This is a genomic window from Thalassospira sp. MCCC 1A02898, assembly GCF_001618185.1.
In the GTDB taxonomy this organism is placed as follows: Bacteria; Pseudomonadota; Alphaproteobacteria; order Rhodospirillales; family Thalassospiraceae; genus Thalassospira; species Thalassospira tepidiphila.
The window spans coordinates 750,078-766,560 of the sequence record NZ_LPXK01000001.1; the positions used below are offsets into that span (position 1 = coordinate 750,078).

Below are 16,483 nucleotides of genomic sequence, written 5' to 3' on the forward strand. Positions count from 1 at the left end.
AAAGAAAAAGGCCGGGAATTCCCGGCCTTTGTTATTTCGTCACTTTGCTTCGTTACGCCCAATCAAGGGTGATAACCTCGCCATCGACAAGCGGCAGGTCGACTTCATTGAGGTTGTTGCCCGGGCCTGCACGGTCCACGATCAAAAAATCGCTGTCTTCTTCAAGCACGAGTAACGGGTGGTGCCAGACGTTTTTGGCGTAGGTAACACCTTGTGTGCCATCAGAAAGAAACGCGCGCAGGTCTTCGGGTTTTGGCGTTTCGGTGCCTGACGCGACGACAATCAGGAACTTCTGCCCCGCAAGCGGGATGAAGGCTTGTGAGCCCAGCGGATGGCGTTCCATCATCTTGATTTCAATCGGTTTTGGCCGGGGCGTGCCGCGAAAGATGCTGATGATCGGGGCACCGCCCTCATCCCCGACATCGACGCGCGAGATATCATGGAAGCGGGTCGTGGTGCCCTGATTGATCTTGTAGGTATCGCGTGCGGTGGCGGTCGAGATCACCTCGCCAAATGGGGCGAAGGCATCCGGGGTCAGATATTCGATGGGAAGCTGCATGACCCTGCCCCGTTACTTGGTCGGTTTGCCAAGAATGCGCAAACGGCTGATGCCGCCATCGGGGATCGAGTTGACCCGAAGATGGGTGACCGGACCATTGACGGTAAGAGCGGATGCATCGAATTCGTGGATATGGTCTGCCTGCATTTTGCTTTCGGGCAGGATGGTCGACCAGAACATCGAACGTGCGCGCAGCGACTTGTCCTTTTCGCCATCGACAAACGCACCCTGAATGGAAACGCGGTCGGGATAGTTGCCCTTGAAATGGCAGGTGTCGACGATGATTTTTTCAATCTCGCCCGGGTGGCCCAGTTCAACAATCAGCCATTCATTGCCCGGTTCGCGACGGCGACGGGTTTCCCAGCCATCGCCCATATTGACCCCGCGACCCGGGGCCAGAATGGCATTCGGATTACCGTAATGCGCATCCGACCAGCCAACAACCACACCGCCATTGATCATCGCGGCGAGATCGACCTGTTCGCCCTTGGCGGCCATTTCCGTCCAGTCGCGGTTCGGGCGACCATAAACGCGCAGGCGTGCGACACCGCCATCGGGATAGATGTGCAGGCGCACATGGGTATAGATCGACTCGGACGTGACATCGGCATAATGATGCGCGCTGGCACCAAGGCCCAATGGGGCAACGATTTCATGCCATTTGGTGTCGTCGGTCGGATCGCCACTTGGGCAATAGCAGCCTTCAAGCGATGCGGCCGGCGGGAAGTTGCCGGTGAAGTGGCTGGTATCGATATCAACACCGTAAATGCGGCCCGATGTTGCCAGACGGACGACACAGTAATCATGGCCTTCAACACGCTTGCGGCGGCTTTCCCAGCCATCCATCCATTTGCCGTGATCGTCATAGCGGTCAGGATAAAACACCGCATCAGCGGTTTGCAGCATGCGCTGCTTGTCGGCGAAGAAATCATCGGTCGCAAAGATTGCTTCTGCGCCCAGACGTTCGTCGGCCAGATTGACAAAGCGCCGTGCAAATTCCGGTGCGTCGGTGTTTTCCTGATGGCTCATGGTCTTTTTATCCTGAAATGGTCGTTTATTATCTGGCGGTCACAGGTGTTTGCTGCTCGTGGTGCTGTGGTTAACCCTAAAGCGCTTCTAGCCGCAATTTGGCAATGCGGTGAACCTGTGCAATCGCCTCATTGAATTCGGTTTCCGGGTCGTTTTTCACGCGCCGCTCGAACGCTTCGAGAATATCGGTGCGATGGAAACCCTTGACGGCAAAGATGAACGGAAAGCCGAACTTCTGTTTATAGAGATCATTAAGTTCGGTAAAGCGGGCAAGTTCACCCGGCGTGCATTGATCAAGCCCGGCACCCTTTTGTTCGCTTTGTGATGACTCGGTCAAATCGGCCAGCGCAAGCTTGCCGGCCAGATCCGGGTGGGCGCGCAGAAGCGAGAGTTTGTCATCATCAACCGCGCCATTGACGATGGCGGCCATGGCATCGGCAAGCGCCGCAGGGTTATCGAGGTTTTTGGCGATGCCGCGTTCATAAAGCTGATGGGCAACCCACGGGGAATGTTCGTAAACCCAGCCATAGAGCGACACGAACGCGCTTTCGGCGAGTGTGCTGGGTGGGCGGGTTTCAAACAGGGATTGGGTGGTTTCTGTCATTGGGACCTTGTGTTTCTTTATTCGCCGCCAAACGGGTGATGTTCGCGCCAGTGACGGGCGATATCGATACGGCGGGCAAACCAGACATTATCGTGGCTCTGGACATAATCAACAAAGCGCTTAAGTGCCGCGAAACGGCCGGGACGCCCGACCAGACGGCAATGCAGGCCGATTGACATCATGCGCGGGGTTTCGGTCCCTTCTTCATAAAGGGTGTCGAAGCTGTCCTTGAGATACTGGAAATACTGTTCGCCGGAATTGAAGCCCTGCATGGCGGCAAAGCGCATGTCGTTGGCATCAAGTGTGTAGGGCACGATGAGGTGCGGGGTGTCGGTCTGGGTGCTCCAGAACGGGAGTTCGTCGCTGTAATCGTCGGCGTCATAGAGAAAGCCGCCTTCTTCAGCCACCAGACGACGGGTATTGGGGCTGGTGCGCCCGGTATACCAACCCAGCGGACGTTCGCCGGTCACGTTCTTGATGATCTCGATCGCCTTGTGAAGATGTTCGCGTTCCTGATCTTCTGGCATGTATTGGTAATCAATCCAGCGATAGCCGTGCGAGCAGATCTCGTGACCGTCCTTCATGGCGACTTCGCCGACCTTGGGGTGGCGGGCAATGGCCATGGCGACGGCAAAGATGGTGATCGGGATCTGGCGTTCACGAAACAGGTTCAGAATACGCCACACACCCACGCGCGCGCCATATTCATAGATCGACTCCATGCTCATATGGCGGACGCCTTCGCGCATGTCAGCACCGATGATTTCAGACAAGAAGGCTTCGGATGCGCGATCGCCATGCAGGATGCAGTTTTCACCGCCTTCTTCGTAATTCAGCACGAACTGAACAGCAACGCGCGCCTTGTTCGGCCAGTTGGCCTTGGGCGGGTTTTCACCATAACCAATCAAATCACGCGCATATGTCTGGTCGTTCATGCGAACCTTCTCCTGAATTCTGTGGGATTGATCCCGTACGCCCGGCTTTGTTGTCGGGCCTGTTTGGTGTAGCATTAACCATCGGCCGCAGCGCAGCAAGAAAGAAACCTGCGGATGCTAGGCCAACGACGTGCCGCACTATCAAGGCTGTTTTGATAATGTTCCTGGACGGGATCAGATCGGGGCCACGTTTTTCGCGGTCTTTCACAGCGTTTTGCCTGTGTTTCCGTTCATAATGCCTGAAACGGTTCTATTCGTTTTTCAAAGATTTGTTGATATAGTTTCACGTTATCGCCTCTTTCCCCCGGACGGGGTGTAATGCGACGATTTTAGATCGCTTAAAAATGGTTCGGCACAAAACTTCATAAACAGAATGCTGTTCCCGGGGAGAAGCGACCGCTCATAAAATTAAAGAACGAGAGAGGAGGCCCGGCATGGGACGACTGACCACCCATGTACTGGATACGGCAAAAGGCTGCCCGGCTGCCGGAATCCGCATTGAGCTGCATCGCTTTGGCAACGGCCATGATGACTTGGTTGCCGAAGCCGTGACCAATGCCGATGGCCGCACCGAAGGCCCGATGCTTGAGGGTGCCTCTTTCAAACCCGGCCAGTATCAGCTTGTTTTCCATGCCGGTGATTACTTTGATGCCAGCGGGACAGAGCTTCCCGATCCGAAATTCCTCGATCAGGTCGTGATCCGGTTCGGTATTTCTGATGGGCAGGCGCATTACCATGTGCCGCTGTTGCTGTCGCCGTTTGGCTATTCCACCTATCGCGGTAGCTGAGGGCAGACATGGCAAGTGCGACCGGATCCTTCCGTTCTGATATCCGTTTTTTGCTCGGCGACGAGGAACGCAGCCTGCGCGATATTGATCCGCAGATGACCGTGCTTGAATATCTGCGCCTTTCCGAGCGCAAGTCCGGAACCAAGGAAGGCTGTGCCGAGGGCGATTGCGGGGCCTGCACAGTTGTGCTGGGCGAACCCGATGGCAAGGGCGGCATGGCGTATCGCACGGTCAATGCCTGCATCCAGTTCGTGCCGACCCTTGATGGCAAGCAGCTTTTGACCGTGGAGCATCTTAAATCCACGGACGGTACCCTGCATCCGGTTCAGCAGGCGATGGTCGATACCCACGGATCGCAATGCGGTTTCTGTACGCCGGGCTTTGTCATGAGCCTTTATCAGCTGTGGCTGGATGGCGGAGAGGATGATCGGGGCGCGATCAATGATGCGCTGGCGGGCAACCTGTGTCGTTGTACCGGCTATGGCCCGATTATCGAGGCTGCACGCAAGGCGGGTGGTGTCGCCGCCAATGACAGCGTGGAGCAAAAACGCCGTGCTGATATTGCCGCCAAATTGACTGTGATGGTCGAAGGTGAAGGCACGCTTGCGCTTGAACATCCCGCCGGGCGTTATTTCGCACCGCGCACATCTGATGAATTGGCCGTCCTTTTGGTTGCACATCCCGATGCCACGGTTCTGGCTGGGGGCACCGATGTCGGGCTTTGGGTGACCAAGATGCTTAAGCGTCTGGATCCGATCATTTACATTGGCGATGTCGCCGATATCCAATCGGTTTACGAAACCAAAGATGCGCTGATTATCGGGGCCGGTGTGACCTATAGCCGGGCGCATGAGGCGCTGGGCCGGGTGGCCGCCGATGTCGGTGAACTGGTACGCCGGATTGGCTCAAGACAAATCCGCAATGCCGGGACTGTGGGCGGTAATATCGCCAACGGATCACCGATTGGCGATACGCCGCCGGCCCTTATTGCGCTGGGGGCCAAGATCGTGCTGCGCATGGGCGATGTGCGTCGTGAAGTGCCGCTCGAAGAATTCTTTATCAGCTATGGCAAACAAGACCGGGTTGCGGGTGAGTTTGTTGAAAGCGTGATTGTGCCCAAACCGCACAGCGGATTGGTGTTCAAGGCTTATAAAATCTCCAAACGGTTTGATCAGGATATTACGGCCGTTCTCGGGGCCTTTGCCATCAAGATTGATGACGGCAAGGTTTCGGAATTCCGGGCGGCCTTTGGTGGCATGGCCGGAACGCCGATGCGGGCCAAGAAATGCGAAGCAGCCCTGATCGGCAAGGATTGGGATGAAGCCAATCTCAATGCGGCGCAAATGGCACTGGCCAGCGAGTTTGAACCGATGACCGATATGCGGGCATCGAAGGAATACCGTATGCTGGTGGCGCAGAACCTTTTGACCAAGCTGTTTATCGAAACCAATGCGCCGGACGTTGCCACCCGCCTTGTCGGCAAGGAGGCGGCCCATGTCTGATCAGGTTTTGAAAGCCGATATGGACGAGGTTGTTGCACCGACCGCGGGACTGAGTGGCGGTGTGCGATCAAGCTCCAAACATGATAGCGGCCTGAAACATGTGGCGGGCGAGGCGGTCTATATTGATGACATCAATGAGCCGTTCGGAACACTGCATCTGGCACCGGGTGCATCAAGCATTGCACATGGCAAGATTACCAAGATGGATCTGTCCAAGGTCCGCTCAGCCCCGGGTGTGGTTTGCGTGCTGACCGCCGATGATATCCCCGGCGTCAATGACGTTTCGCCAGCCCACACCCATGACGAGCCGGTCCTGCCCGATGGCATCGTGCAGTTTTATGGCCAGCCGGTCTTTTGCGTGGCGGCGGAAACCCGGGCGCAGGCGCGTGCGGCAGCTCAGCTGGCCGAAATTGAATATGAAGAACTGCCCGCGGTTCTGGATGTTGCCGAGGCACTGGAAAAGCAGCTTTTCGTCGCACCGCCGCATGTGATGAAGCAGGGCGATGCCAAATCGGCCTTGGCCCGCGCCAAGCATCGCCATGCCGGGCGGATGGAGATTGGCGGGCAGGATCATTTCTACCTTGAAGGCCATATCAGCTTTGCCATTCCGGGCGAGGATGGCGATGTGTTGCTGCATTGCTCCACCCAGCATCCATCGGAAGTGCAGCACAATATTGCCAATGTGCTGGGCCGCCCGGCCAATGCGGTCACGGTCGAAGTGCGCCGCATGGGCGGCGGTTTTGGCGGCAAGGAAACGCAGGCGATGCAATGGGCAGCACTGGCGGCCATCGTTGCGACCAAAACCGGGCGTCCGGCCAAGTTCCGTCTGGATCGCGATGACGACATGGTCATGACCGGCAAGCGCCATGATTTCATTGTCGATTACGATGTCGGCTTTGATGATGACGGGCGCATTTGCGGCCTTGATCTTCAATACGCGGCCAATTGCGGTTTTTCCGCTGATTTGTCAGCCGCGATTGCGGACCGGGCGATGTTTCATACCGACAATGCCTATTACCTTGGCGATGTCGAAATCCGGTCGTACCGCTGCAAAACCAATCTTGTGTCCAACACGGCGTTTCGTGGTTTTGGCGGGCCGCAGGGCATGGTCGCGATTGAACGCATCATTGATGAAATCGCAATGACCATCGGGCGTGATCCTTTGGATGTGCGCATTGCCAATTATTACGACACCAAGGATCGCAATACGACGCCATACCATATGGTGGTTGAAGACAATGTCCTTTCGGAACTGACTGACGATATCCTGAAAGCCAGCGACTATCGCAAGCGCCGCAACGAGATTACGGCGTTCAATGCCGAAAGCCCGGTTTTGAAAAAGGGGCTTTCACTTACGCCCGTGAAGTTCGGGATTTCCTTTACTACCACGTTCCTCAATCAGGCGGGTGCGCTGATCCATGTTTATCAGGATGGTTCGGTTCATCTGAACCATGGCGGAACGGAAATGGGGCAGGGCCTGTTTATCAAGGTCGCCCAGGTCGTGGCCGAGGAATTCCAGATCGATCTGGATCAGATCAAGATCACCCCGACCAATACCGGCAAGGTCCCCAACACATCGGCAACCGCGGCCTCAAGCGGGGCGGACATGAACGGCATGGCGGCACGTGATGCGGCGATGACGATCAAGAACCGCCTGATTGCCTTTGCCGCCGAGAAATATGGTGTAGCGGAAAGTACCGTGCGCTTTGTGCCGGGCAAGGTCATTGTCGGCGACAAGGAAGAGCTGGCTTTTGCCGATCTGATCAAGCAGGCCTATCTGGCGCGCGTGTCGCTGTCGGCCACGGGCTATTACGCCACGCCGAAAATCCATTATGACCGCGAAAGCGCATCGGGCCGGCCGTTCTATTACTTTGCCTATGGCATGGCGTGTTCCGAAGTTTTGATTGATACCTTGACCGGCGAATACAAGGTGACGCGGGTTGATATCATTCATGATGTCGGCCGGTCCTTGAACCCGGCGATTGACCTTGGCCAGATTGAAGGTGGCTTCATTCAGGGGATGGGCTGGCTGACGTCCGAGGAACTGTGGTGGGATGATAAAGGCAGCCTGCGCACCCATGCGCCGTCGACCTATAAAATCCCGGCATGTTCGGATCGACCGGAAGATTTCCGTATGGAGCTTTGGTCGTCCGGACGAAACGTTGAAAAAACCATTCACCGCTCCAAGGCGGTTGGTGAGCCACCCTTGATGCTGGCGATTTCTGTGCATCGTGCGATTGCCGATGCGGTGGCCTCGGTCGCCGGCCACAAGGTTGTCCCGGCCCTTGATACCCCGGCAACGCCCGAGGCGGTTTTGCATGCCGTGGCCGATTGCGCCAAGCGCATGATCGAAAAGGTTCATTCAGCTCAATCGATGGCGGGGGAATAGGTCATGACCCTGTCGCGGCGCGATCATATCAGGCTGTTGTCCGAACCCGGTCCGGTGATGCTGGTCAGTGTCGCGGCCATTCGCGGATCGACGCCACGGGAAGTCGGCGCCTTCATGCTGATTACCCCGGATGCAATTTCGGGCACGATTGGTGGTGGCAACCTTGAACATCAGGTCACACGCCGGGTGCGCGAAGGTTTTGACGCGGGTGCTGACAAGATGGCCGTTGCCGAGATCGCCCGGTTCCCGCTGGGTCCCGGTCTTGGGCAATGTTGCGGTGGATCCGTCGAGGTTGGCTTTCATATGTTGCGCGGTGTGGCGAAAGAAACGCTGCGCACGGTTTTGCAAGAAATCGAAACCGCACCGATCCGTGCGGCTGGCCATTGGGTGACCGTACCGACCGATTGCAGCGACATCGCCCGGGTGAGTGGGGCGCATGCCAGGATGTTGTCGGGCAGCTTTGGTGCGGCCCGCGGCGGGATCGTGACGTTAAACGGGGTGGAAACCCTTTGTTTGCGGCTTGATGACGCGCGCACGCCGATGCGGATTTTTGGTGCCGGGCATGTTGGCAAGGCGGTTGTGCAGGCCTTGGCGCCGCTTCCGTTTGATATTCACCTGATCGATTCGCGTGATGAATTTTTGGCAGGTGTGGAAGGCGAAAACGTTCAGGTTTGTCAAAGTGATAAGCCCGAAGCCGAGGTCGCCGATATCCCGGCCGGGGCGCATGTTTTGATCTTAACGCACAACCATGCGCTTGACTTCGAGATCTGCCGGGCGGCTTTGGTACGCGATGATCTTGGTTTTGTCGGCATGATCGGCAGCCAAACCAAGCGTGCACGCTTTATCCGACGTCTTTCTGATCGGGGGTTGAGCCCGGTTGAAATCGGTCGTCTGACCACTCCGATTGGAATTCAAGGCATTACCGGCAAACAGCCGGTGGTGATTGCGGCATCGGTTGCCGCACAGGTGTTATCGGTGCGTGAAGCACAGATGGCGCAGACGCAAATGCCAAAATCCGCATCAGACGGGTTGGGCGACGGCTAGGGTCAGGACCTACTAATTTGATTGGAATGGCAGAGCTTATATTTGTGAAATACAAGGAAGATACCGTCAAGCGGGTCGGCATCCCGTTCAAGGGATTTGACGCAGGAGTTTGCAAATATAAGCTCTGTCCTTCGGATCACTCAGATTTGCACGGACTACTTTGTCGCGGAACCTTGAAAGATAAATATCTTCCTGCGGTTTTGCTTCGCGTATCCGCACAAATCTGAGCGACCATTCGAACCAAATTAGTAGGTCCTGACCCTAAAGCCTTCTTTGAGGGCAATATTAATGATAAAGGGCCGCGCAATGACGGCCTGTCAGGTGGTTCGGGCAACCGGACCAGAGGTTTCGTAGAGGAGAGATTGGCTGTGTGTGACGCCAAGGGCCATATGCGCCATGCCGTGGATTTGTCGCGGCAAAAGATGGATGAGGGATGCGGTGGTCCGTTCGGGGCAATCATCGTTCGTAATGGCGAAGTGATTGCAGAAGGATGGAACAATGTGACGTCCCAGAACGACCCGACAGCCCATGCCGAAGTCAGCGCCATTCGCGCGGCCTGTGCCAAGCTTGGCACGTTCAATCTGTCTGGGTGTGAAATCTATACCAGTTGCGAACCTTGCCCGATGTGCCTGTCTGCGATCTATTGGGCCCGCCTTGACAAGATCTATTACGCCAATGGCCGTGAAGATGCTGCTGCCATCGGATTTGATGATCAGTTTTTGTATGATGAGGTGGCAAAGCCGATCGAAGATCGTTCATTGCCAATTGTGCATGTCGATTTGCCCGAAGCGCGCGAAGTGTTTGCCGCCTGGGATGCCAAAGCCGACAAGATCGAATATTGAGACCGTTTGACTGCAATGCGTTATGCGGTAAAACCGCGTGCTGGATGCAAGACATATCGCTAAATGGGGGTGGCAACAGTGACGTCAACGACCGGTGAAGCCGGGACAAATACCGTGAAGGGGGCTGGTGGGCCTGCGCAATTGGAAGTGCGCGGCGTAACCAAGGCCTTTCCGGGCTGTCTGGCCAATGACGATATCAGTTTCCGTATCGAGCCTGGTGAAATCCATGCGCTGTTGGGGGAAAATGGTGCTGGCAAAAGTACGCTTGTAAAGATCATCTATGGCGTGTTGCAGGCCGATGAGGGGGAGCTGATCTGGGAAGGCAAGCCTGTCACGATCGCGAGCCCGCATGATGCGCGCGAAATGGGGATTGGTCTGGTGTTCCAGCATTTCTCGCTGTTTGAAACCATGACGGTTCTTGAAAACATTGCGCTGGCGATGAATGACGTGCGCGATATGGATGCGCTGCGCAAGCAGGTGCTTGAGGTTGAAAAAACCTATGGCCTGCCGCTTGATCCGGATCGTCATGTTTACACGCTGTCGGTTGGGGAGCGTCAGCGCATCGAGATCGTGCGTTGTCTGTTGCAGAACCCGAAACTTTTGATCCTGGACGAGCCGACCTCGGTCCTGACGCCGCAAGAAGTCGAAAAGCTGTTTGAGACGCTGCGTCGTTTGGCCGATGAAGGCTGTGCAATCCTTTATATCAGCCACAAGCTGCATGAAGTGAAGGCCCTGTGCCAGAAGGCGACCGTTCTGCGCGGTGGCAAGGTTGTCGGCGGCTGTGACCCGCGTGAAGAAACCGCAAAGTCGATGGCCGAAATGATGATCGGCCAGAAATTGACCGCGCCGGACCGGGGTAAATCCCGTGAGTTTGGCGATGTGCGGCTTGCGGTTTCCAATCTGTCGCTTGAAAGTGATGAACAGTTCGGTACCGACCTTAAGGGGATTAATCTTGAGGTGCGCGGTGGCGAAATCATGGGTGTTGCCGGGGTTGCCGGGAACGGTCAGAACGAATTGTTCCGCGCCCTTGCCGGGGAAACCGAACAACAAGCGGCCCCGGATAGCATCAAGATCGATGGCAAGTCGGTCGCCCATTTCGGCCCGCGCCGCCGTCGTCGACTGGGCGCGACGTTCGTTCCCGAAGAACGCAACGGTCATGGTGCCGTGCCGGACATGAGCCTTTCGGAAAACGGGTTTTTGACGGCATTCCGGCGCATGGCGCTTTCGGCACGCGGTCTGATCCGCGAAGTCCCGACCAAGTCGTTTGCCGATAACATCATCAAGACTTTTGATGTGCGTACCACCGGTTCGGGGGCAGAGGCCGGATCGCTTTCGGGTGGTAACCTTCAGAAATTTATCGTCGGGCGCGAGATTTTGCAGGACCCGGGTGTTCTGGTGATTTCCCAGCCGACCTGGGGTGTGGATGCAGGGGCGGCCAGTGCCATTCATCAGGCATTGCTGGATCTGGCGGCCAAGGGCACGGCGGTTCTGGTGATTTCGCAGGACCTGGACGAGATTTATGCCATCTGTGACTCGGTGGTCGTGATGGCGGAGGGCAAAATGTCCAAACCGCGTCCGATGGCCGATGTCAGCATCGAGGAAATTGGTCTGTTGATGGGGGGGCTTCATGATCTTGAAGGCAACGCGACCCCGGCGAACAACACGCAAGTAGAGGGAGGTCGCGTTGGTCAGGCTTGAACCCCGTCGCCAGCATTCACAGGCGATGGTTTATCTGTCGCCGGTTCTGGCAATCCTTATGACGCTTGTCGTCGGCGGGATCATCTTTGCCTTTATGGGCAAGAACCCGTTTGACGCGCTTTATACGTTTTTCATTCTGCCGATCAATAACAGCTATGGCATTTCCGAGCTGTTCGTGAAGGCGACCCCGCTTGTCATCATTGCGGTCGGTCTTGCCATGGGGTTCCGGGCCAATGTCTGGAACATCGGGGCGGAAGGCCAATTGACCATGGGGGCGATTTTCGGCGGTGGTCTGGCGCTTTATTTCCATGACAGCGAAAGCGTGCTTTTGCTGCCGGCCATGTTTGTGCTGGGCGCGCTGGGCGGGGCGTTTTGGGGGGCGATCCCGGCATTGTTGCGCACGCGCTTTAATGCCAATGAAATTCTGACCAGCCTGATGCTGACCTATGTTGCAACGCTGTTTCTAAGCTTCCTGGTGCATGGTCCGTGGCGTAACCCGGAAGGGTTCAACTTCCCGGAATCACGTCCGTTCCCGGATGCGGGTTTGCTTCCGATCATCTTTGAAGGATCGCGTGTACATCTTGGTACGGCCGTTGCCGTGTTTGTCGTAATTGCCGGTTGGTTGTTGTTGTCGAAATCGGTGATCGGGTTCCAGCTACGTGTTGTCGGCAAGGCCCCGCAGGCTGCCCGCCATGTCGGGTTCCGTCAAAAACGCATGGTCTGGTTTACCCTTCTTCTGGGCGGTGCGCTGGCCGGTCTGGCCGGTTTGTTTGAGGTGTCAGGCCCCATCGGGCAGCTCCAGCCATCCATCTCGCCCGGTTATGGCTTTACCGCGATTATCGTGGCCTTCCTTGGGCGTTTGCATCCGGTGGGCATTTTATTTGGCGGTTTGATCATGGCGCTGACTTATCTTGGGGGCGAACTGGCGCAGATTACACTCGGCCTGCCCAATGCTGTGACCGGGCTTTTCCAGGGGATCTTGCTGTTCTTCCTGCTGGCCAGTGATGTTTTGACCAAATACCGCATTCGTTTCGGCTCCATCGCGGCAAAAGGGAGAACCGCATAATGGAATGGATTGTTCCCTTTATCCTGACCGTGATCACCGCCTCGACCCCGCTTTTGCTGGCGGCATCGGGTGAACTGATTACCGAGAAATCAGGTGTGCTTAACCTTGGTGTTGAAGGCATGATGCTGGTTGGGGCGATTGCCGGTTTTGCAGTGACGGCATCGAGCGGATCGGCCTCTCTTGGTATTCTGGCCGCTGTTGTGGCGGGCACATTGATGTCGCTGATTTTTGCATTTTTGACCCTGACCTTGATGGCCAATCAGGTGGCGACGGGGCTTGCGCTTACGATCTTTGGGGTTGGCTTCTCAGCCCTTGTCGGATCGGGCTTTGTCGGCTTTGCGATTGATCCGCTGCCAGCCCTTTCGATCCCGGGCATCAGTGCCATTCCGATCATCGGCCCGATCCTGTTCGGGCAGGATTTTCTGGTGTATCTGTCAATTGCGGCTGTAATCGGGATTGCTTGGTTCCTGTCCAAATCGCGTGCGGGGCTCATTCTTAAGGCCGTTGGGGATTCCCATCATTCAGCGCATGCGATTGGCTATTCCGTGATCAAGATCCGCTATCTGGCCACCATGTTTGGCGGGGCGATGGCGGGCCTTGGTGGCGCGTATCTGTCGCTGTCATATACGCCGATGTGGGCGGAAAACATGACAGCCGGTCGCGGCTGGATTGCGCTGGCGCTGGTGGTGTTTGCCACGTGGCGTCCGGGACGTCTGGTTGCCGGGGCCTATATGTTTGGCCTGATCTCGGTGATGCAGTTGCATGCGCAAGGTGCGGGCATTCATGTGCCCAGCCAGTTCATGTCGATGTTGCCGTATCTGGCGACCGTAATCGTGCTGGTGATTATTTCCAGCGACCGTGCGAAAATCAGACTGAATGCGCCGGCCTGTATCGGTCAGGCGTTCAGGGCCGCCCAATAGGGTTTCGGTGGCCTTAACCGCGGGACCGGAACACGTTAAATGATGTTTCGGCCCGACGACGGGAGGAAGACTGTGCTTGCCAAACCTCACACAAACCGGGCAGGGCTTGGCCGGTTTGTCTGAGATTTGGTTTGTGCAGGAACGCGTCATTGATTGCGATCAGGAATTACGTATAAATCCTGATTGAGTGTCTAACAGGGAGACTGAAACTATGAATGCAAGCCTCGTGAAGCGCACACTTGCCGCCGTTGCGGCTGTTGGTGCCCTCGCAACCGGCATGGGTGCAGCCCAGGCCGAAGACGTTAAGGCCGGTTTTATCTATGTCGGTCCGATTGGTGACCACGGCTGGTCTTACCGTCATGACATTGGCCGTCAGGCCATCGAAGCTGAACTCGGCGATGCCGCATCGACCAGCTATGTCGAAAGCGTGCCGGAAGGTGCCGATGCTGAACGCGTGATCCGTCAGATGGCCCAGACCGGCCACAACCTGATCTTCACCACCTCGTTCGGTTTCATGAACCCGACCGAAAAAGTTGCCAAGCAGTTCCCGAATGTCAAATTCGAACATGCAACCGGTTACAAGCGTGCCGACAACCTGTCGACCTATGCCGCACGTTTCTATGAAGGCCGTTATGTTGCTGGTGTGATCGCCGGTAAAATGACCAAGTCGAACATCGTTGGTTATGTTGGTTCCTTCCCGATCCCGGAAGTTGTCCGTGGTATCAACTCCTTCATGATGGGCGCATGGTCGGTTAACCCGGACGTGCAGGTCAAAATCGTTTGGGCCAACACCTGGTATGATCCGGGCAAGGAAGGCGATGCTGCCAAGGCCCTGATTGACCAGGGTGCAGACATCATGGTTCAGCACACCGACAGCCCGGCACCGCTTCAGGTTGCTGAAAACCGTGGCGTTCTTGGTTTCGGTCAGGCATCTGACATGATCAAGTTCGCACCGAAGGCACAGCTGACCGCGATCGTTGATAACTGGGACAGCTACTATGTTGCCCGCGCCAAGGCCGTTGCCGATGGCACCTGGGAATCCAAAGACACCTGGGGTGGCATTGATACCGGTATGGTCGAAATGGCACCGTACACCAACATGCCTGACGACGTGAAAGCACTGGCAGAAGAAACCGCTGCCAAGATTGCTTCGGGTGAATTCCACCCGTTCACCGGCCCGATCTATGATCAGGCTGGCGAACTGCGCGTTGCAGAAGGCGAAGTTGCTGATGACGGCATGCTGCTTGGCATGGACTGGTACATCAAAGGCATCGATGCCGAACTGCCGAAATAAGTCGGATTTCCGATCCATCCGGATCGGTTCAATGACGAAGCCCCGTGCATTAGCTTGCGCGGGGCTTTTTCGTTTGCCTAGACATTTAGTTCATGTTCGTCAAAGCTAAGTTGTTTACCTTTACTATTTTCACGGAGATAGGTTCGTGGCCAAAGTTGATCAGCAACAGCCAGTAGGTGTCACTAACGAGAGATCTAGTATTTTTCCAGAGTATCGAAGGGATATTTTCCCGCGAAACCTTGTGTTCTCTGCTGAAGATATAGAGGAGCTATGCGCGCTTGTTTCTGCATTGAATGACCGAGCTATCGAGCTAGAGAAGGAGAGTGTGCTAGAGGATGGCGAGCAAAGAGAGGCCGCTTATGCTCAGATCGATGAGTTGATGAAAATTCAATATTCATACACTGCTGACAACGGAAATTACGTCGTCGGGATCGGCATTCCTGATGTGGCAGCAAAGCAATTTCCAGAGCTCCTTGAGAACTTCTATGTATCAAACTCGTCTCATGCTCTGGGTATCGTGCAGAAGCGACCACTGAATTGCGTCGATATCTATATCGATTTCTCATCGCCAAGTTTTTGGGTCGATCTGACTTCTCCCCCATCAAACCCAACACCAAACAAGAGCGTTATTAATATCTATGGTCGTGATGAGGACTGGGTAAATTCAGCGAATGTTCGGTTAAAAGAATTTTTTGATATTAGTCATAATTGGATTTCGAACATTCATAATGCAGGAAAGTATGATCAGTTTACATATGTAATATATATTCCACTTTTAGTTGTTTTATCACTATACTTTGGAATGGATGAATACCTGAAATTATTGGATTCTTTTTCATTTCCAATAAAGCTATTGATTAGCGTTTGGTTGATTATTGTTTCTTTAATGTTTGGTCGGCAATTTTTTCAATACCTTCGTTGGCTTGTGCCTCCGATAGAATATTACAAAAGGAAGAGAAGAGGAGCTTATATTCATCGAATAGTATTTGCATCTATATTTAGTGGTCTTTTAGTTGCAGCCCTATACGATTTTTTAAAATCAATGTTTACTGGGTCATGATCTCAGAACGAACGGTTGGGCGTCGAAGTTTGTCGTTCGCGAAAATTTTTGTGCTTATTTATTATTTTTTTTCGGGTCTTCTTGTTTCTCATAGGCGATCATTTCGGTTTTTGGGTGTCGCAGGGCATAGAGTGCTGCGCGCCAGCCATACAGCTTGACCTTGTGTTCGCGGGTTTTACCGGCCCACTTGTCGCGGAAGCGTTCCATGTCTTCGCGGCGATTGAAATAGATCACCATATCGACAATCGGGGCATTCTGGTCGCCGCGCGGGAGTTCGATATTCCGAATGCCCATCGTCCAGTTCTTGCTCATAACATTGATGTCGAGCCAGTCCAGCACAGCTTGGGCGGAATGTTTCTCGTGAATAACGACACGATATGGAAAATTCCGAAGATCTTTCGACATCGGTGTGCCCCTGACGGTTCCCGTTTGCAGCGATGATACATGAAATCGTTACAAAGTTGCTTAATTCATGAATGTGATTTTGTCGCGTTTCGCGCATGTCACGGGGATTGCCGATACTGGAAATCCGTGATTGGCGCAGAAAGAAAAATGGTAAGCGCAGGTTGAATATCTACTAATCGGATAATACTTTATCCAATAATAATTCCAGATTACTGTGTTAGGTATTGAGAATGAAACGTGTGGAAAAATAATATTTAGCTTCGCACGATCATTTTCACATGATAATCGAGTAATTCATCCTGCCCGCAGCCCGAAATTGCGGGCATGTTTGGAAATAAAAATAAAGTA

The 16,483-nt window shown here is 54.8% G+C and carries 15 protein-coding genes; 10 read left to right on the forward strand and 5 right to left on the reverse strand.

The features are described 5' to 3' along the window. Positions 1 to 52: 52 nt before the first annotated feature. From AUQ41_RS03445 to puuE, 4 genes are all read right to left on the reverse strand, one after another. Complete coding sequence (locus AUQ41_RS03445; RefSeq protein WP_063086736.1) at positions 53 to 559, reverse strand: ureidoglycolate lyase; 507 nt, start codon at positions 557 to 559, stop codon at positions 53 to 55. A 12-nt stretch (positions 560 to 571) separates the two neighbouring features. Beyond that, complete coding sequence (gene alc / locus AUQ41_RS03450) at positions 572 to 1,588, reverse strand: allantoicase (RefSeq protein ID WP_063086737.1); 1,017 nt, start codon at positions 1,586 to 1,588, stop codon at positions 572 to 574. Between the two features lie 76 nt (positions 1,589 to 1,664). Continuing rightward, positions 1,665 to 2,192 carry a 2-oxo-4-hydroxy-4-carboxy-5-ureidoimidazoline decarboxylase gene (gene uraD, locus AUQ41_RS03455; RefSeq protein ID WP_063086739.1) on the reverse strand — a complete coding sequence of 176 codons (528 nt, stop codon included), beginning with the start codon at positions 2,190 to 2,192 and terminating at the stop codon, positions 1,665 to 1,667. 17 nt (positions 2,193 to 2,209) lie between these two features. Next, the gene (puuE, locus tag AUQ41_RS03460) at positions 2,210 to 3,127 is read right to left on the reverse strand and encodes an allantoinase PuuE (RefSeq protein WP_063086741.1); all 918 of its coding nucleotides are present in this window, start codon (positions 3,125 to 3,127) and stop codon (positions 2,210 to 2,212) included. A gap of 434 nt (positions 3,128 to 3,561) precedes the next feature. Here puuE and uraH point away from each other — a divergent pair, with 434 nt between their 5' ends. From uraH to AUQ41_RS03515, 10 genes are all read left to right on the forward strand, one after another. Beyond that, positions 3,562 to 3,915, forward strand: coding sequence for a hydroxyisourate hydrolase (gene uraH, locus AUQ41_RS03465; protein WP_063086743.1), 354 nt, complete (start codon positions 3,562 to 3,564; stop codon positions 3,913 to 3,915). A gap of 8 nt (positions 3,916 to 3,923) precedes the next feature. Further along, positions 3,924 to 5,417, forward strand: coding sequence for a xanthine dehydrogenase small subunit (gene xdhA, locus AUQ41_RS03470; RefSeq protein ID WP_063086745.1), 1,494 nt, complete (start codon positions 3,924 to 3,926; stop codon positions 5,415 to 5,417). Next, on the forward strand, positions 5,410 to 7,806 hold the full coding sequence (gene xdhB / locus AUQ41_RS03475) for a xanthine dehydrogenase molybdopterin binding subunit (RefSeq protein ID WP_063086747.1): 2,397 nt from the start codon (positions 5,410 to 5,412) through the stop codon (positions 7,804 to 7,806). Before xdhA ends, xdhB begins: the two co-directional genes overlap by 8 nt. A 3-nt stretch (positions 7,807 to 7,809) precedes the next feature. Then, on the forward strand, positions 7,810 to 8,850 hold the full coding sequence (gene xdhC, locus AUQ41_RS03480; protein ID WP_063086750.1) for a xanthine dehydrogenase accessory protein XdhC: 1,041 nt from the start codon (positions 7,810 to 7,812) through the stop codon (positions 8,848 to 8,850). Between the two features lie 368 nt (positions 8,851 to 9,218). Continuing rightward, on the forward strand, positions 9,219 to 9,692 hold the full coding sequence (locus AUQ41_RS03490; protein ID WP_008888438.1) for a nucleoside deaminase: 474 nt from the start codon (positions 9,219 to 9,221) through the stop codon (positions 9,690 to 9,692). A gap of 63 nt (positions 9,693 to 9,755) precedes the next feature. Continuing rightward, positions 9,756 to 11,390 carry an ABC transporter ATP-binding protein gene (locus AUQ41_RS03495; RefSeq protein WP_063086753.1) on the forward strand — a complete coding sequence of 545 codons (1,635 nt, stop codon included), beginning with the start codon at positions 9,756 to 9,758 and terminating at the stop codon, positions 11,388 to 11,390. Then, positions 11,377 to 12,456: an ABC transporter permease gene (locus AUQ41_RS03500; protein WP_120224104.1), complete on the forward strand. Its 1,080-nt coding sequence runs from the start codon at positions 11,377 to 11,379 to the stop codon at positions 12,454 to 12,456. Before AUQ41_RS03495 ends, AUQ41_RS03500 begins: the two co-directional genes overlap by 14 nt. After that, the gene (locus tag AUQ41_RS03505; protein WP_063086754.1) at positions 12,456 to 13,376 is read left to right on the forward strand and encodes an ABC transporter permease; all 921 of its coding nucleotides are present in this window, start codon (positions 12,456 to 12,458) and stop codon (positions 13,374 to 13,376) included. Before AUQ41_RS03500 ends, AUQ41_RS03505 begins: the two co-directional genes overlap by 1 nt. Before the next feature lie 211 nt (positions 13,377 to 13,587). Next, on the forward strand, positions 13,588 to 14,670 hold the full coding sequence (locus AUQ41_RS03510) for a BMP family ABC transporter substrate-binding protein (protein WP_063086755.1): 1,083 nt from the start codon (positions 13,588 to 13,590) through the stop codon (positions 14,668 to 14,670). Between the two features lie 145 nt (positions 14,671 to 14,815). Further along, complete coding sequence (locus tag AUQ41_RS03515; RefSeq protein ID WP_063086756.1) at positions 14,816 to 15,730, forward strand: hypothetical protein; 915 nt, start codon at positions 14,816 to 14,818, stop codon at positions 15,728 to 15,730. Positions 15,731 to 15,784: 54 nt separating this feature from the next. Here AUQ41_RS03515 and AUQ41_RS03520 read toward each other — a convergent pair whose 3' ends face one another. Further along, a complete protein-coding gene (locus AUQ41_RS03520; protein ID WP_063086757.1) occupies positions 15,785 to 16,135 on the reverse strand; it encodes a hypothetical protein in 351 nt (116 codons plus the stop codon). Between the last annotated feature and the right edge of the window lie 348 nt (positions 16,136 to 16,483).